At 71.9% G+C, this 2,015-nt stretch carries 3 protein-coding genes; all 3 read right to left on the bottom strand.

Translation table 11 applies throughout. The features are described 5' to 3' along the window. Positions 1–155: 155 nt before the first annotated feature. Positions 156–476 (bottom strand): HPr family phosphocarrier protein, encoded by a 321-nt coding sequence (locus FV222_RS24365; RefSeq protein ID WP_147751899.1) that lies wholly within the window; start codon positions 474–476, stop codon positions 156–158. A 126-nt stretch (positions 477–602) separates the two neighbouring features. Then, positions 603–1,004 (bottom strand): PTS sugar transporter subunit IIA, encoded by a 402-nt coding sequence (locus FV222_RS24360; protein ID WP_147751901.1) that lies wholly within the window; start codon positions 1,002–1,004, stop codon positions 603–605. Positions 1,005–1,102: 98 nt separating this feature from the next. Then, on the bottom strand, positions 1,103–1,690 hold the full coding sequence (locus tag FV222_RS24355) for a hypothetical protein (RefSeq protein WP_147815849.1): 588 nt from the start codon (positions 1,688–1,690) through the stop codon (positions 1,103–1,105). Positions 1,691–2,015: the final 325 nt, after the last annotated feature.

Below are 2,015 nucleotides of genomic sequence, written 5' to 3'. Positions count from 1 at the left end.
GGCTTGCCCGATACGGCCTCCGCTTGATCGCGCGGCCCGGGCCTGATAGGCCGCCGCGCGATCAAGCGGAGGCCGTATCGGGCAAGCCCGCGCGGCGCTCGAGCGAAGCCCAGATCCGCCACCCCGGAGGGATCGACCGGATTTGGTCCGATCCGCTACTCGTCCTCGCCGAACTTGTTGGCGAGCAGGGCTTCGATCGCATCGAGGCAGGCCTCGGCGTCGGCGCCGACGGCGGTGACCGTCACGTGGGTGCCCTGCGCCGCGCCGAGCGTCAGCAGGCCCATGATCGAGCGGCCGCCCACCGTCTCCCCGGCGCGCGTGACGGTGACCTGCGCGTCGAAGCGCTCGACGGTCTGGACGAACTTGGCCGAGGCCCGCGCATGCAGGCCGCGCCGGTTGATGATCGGCAGGCGCCGCAGGAAACCGCCCTCCGGAACGGTCGGGGGCTCGTCGTCCGGCTCGAAGAGGTCGTCCATCCGCCGGCGCGCTTCCCTGTCCGTCGCCGCGCCGTAGGCAGCGCGAGCCTGTTCCGGCACGCGCACGGCGCGGCCGTCACCGTGCGTAACGGGTCGGCGGTCGGGACGGCAAGATCGGGGGGAAGACTATTTGCCGGCGAGCACGCGCGAGGCGACGTTGATGTACTTGCGGCCGGCTTCCTGGGCGTGAAGCACCGCGTCGCCGAGCGATTCCGCGTCGCGCACGCTGGCGAGCTTGATCAGCATCGGTAGGTTGATGCCCGCCACCACCTCGACGGCGCCGCCGTTCATGCAGGACAGGGCCAGGTTCGACGGCGTGCCGCCGAACATGTCGGTGAGCACGACGACGCCCGTGCCGGTGTCGACGCGGCCGACCGCGGACATGATGTCCCGCCGCCGCAGCTCCATATCGTCTTCCGGCCCGATCGTGATGGTCTCGATCTGCTTCTGAGGGCCGACCACGTGCTCCAGCGCTGCCCGGAATTCGGTCGCGAGCAGTCCGTGGGTGACGAGCACCATGCCAATCATCGACACGTATTCCGGTGTCCTGTGAACGAGTCCGCCAATTTGTGCATTGCACGCACAGGCTCAAGGCGTCGCGACGTTTTGATCGCCCGTCGTCCCAATCATGCCACGCCTGCCGCACCCGCGCTATGGGGTGCGGGCGCCTCGCCGCAACGAGGCGGCGTGTGCGACTGCGAAGACACGCCAGGCGTCGCCGCGAGCAGCTTCGCGAGGACGAGCCCCGGCGCGAGGCCGACGTTCCGCGCCGCCCGGTCGATCCGCAGGCAGGGGAGGGCGACGCCGACGATCGCGACCTCCGGCTCCTGCGGTTCGGGCAGGCGCGGCCCGGGCGCCACGAGGTCGACGACGAGACGCAGGATGCAGGCCGGGACGTGGTCCACCGCGACGATCCCGTGGCCGCGGACCTCGATCAGGCCGGCGATGGCCGGGTGCGGGCGCGCCACGACGCGCCCGTGACGGGCTTCGACGCGGACCCGGTCGTCGCCGACCAGCGCCGCGAAGCCGCCCTGAAGGGGGCACCACTCGATCAGCGCCAGGGCGAGGCTCGACTTGCCGGCCCGCGATTCGCCCCGGATCAGCACGCCCGCCTCGCCGACGACGACGCAGGTGGCGTGGACGGTTTCGCGTAGGTCGGCCGCCGGAGCATCTGGGAAGCCCGGCCGGTCTCGTCGGCTTGTCGGGTCAGGCATCGTCGAACGCCGTCATGGCAAGGTCGTGCCCGGCGCGCCGCGTTTCGCGCGATCCGTCCGGTTCGGGCGCGCCGACAGGCGTGAACCTGGTCGCTCCGAGGGGGGAGGGGCGTGCCCTCTCAGGACATGTCACGCCCCTCATCCTGTCCTTCTCCCCCTGGGAGAAGGGACCCGCGCTTTTGCCGGAGCCTTTGGTAGGGAGGCGGAGCGGTCGCCCTCGGTCGGACCGTTGCCGCGCCACCCCCGTCACGCCGCCGACATCTGCCGCGGGGCCGCCGGGATGCGGACGATGAAGCGGGCGCCGCGGACCGTCGGCTCGCCGTCC

It is taken from the genome of Methylobacterium sp. WL103 (assembly GCF_008039885.1).
In the GTDB taxonomy this organism is placed as follows: domain Bacteria; phylum Pseudomonadota; class Alphaproteobacteria; order Rhizobiales; family Beijerinckiaceae; genus Methylobacterium; species Methylobacterium cerastii.
This window is presented reverse-complemented; position numbering and strand designations above follow the sequence as displayed.

Excerpts from the sequence above, each read along its gene's own strand:
- FV222_RS24365 (WP_147751899.1), bottom strand. The coding sequence starts at position 476 with ATGGACGACCTCTTCGAGCCGGACGACGAGCCCCCGACCGTTCCGGAG.
- FV222_RS24360 (WP_147751901.1), bottom strand. The coding sequence starts at position 1,004 with ATGATTGGCATGGTGCTCGTCACCCACGGACTGCTCGCGACCGAATTC.
- FV222_RS24355 (WP_147815849.1), bottom strand. The coding sequence starts at position 1,690 with ATGCCTGACCCGACAAGCCGACGAGACCGGCCGGGCTTCCCAGATGCT.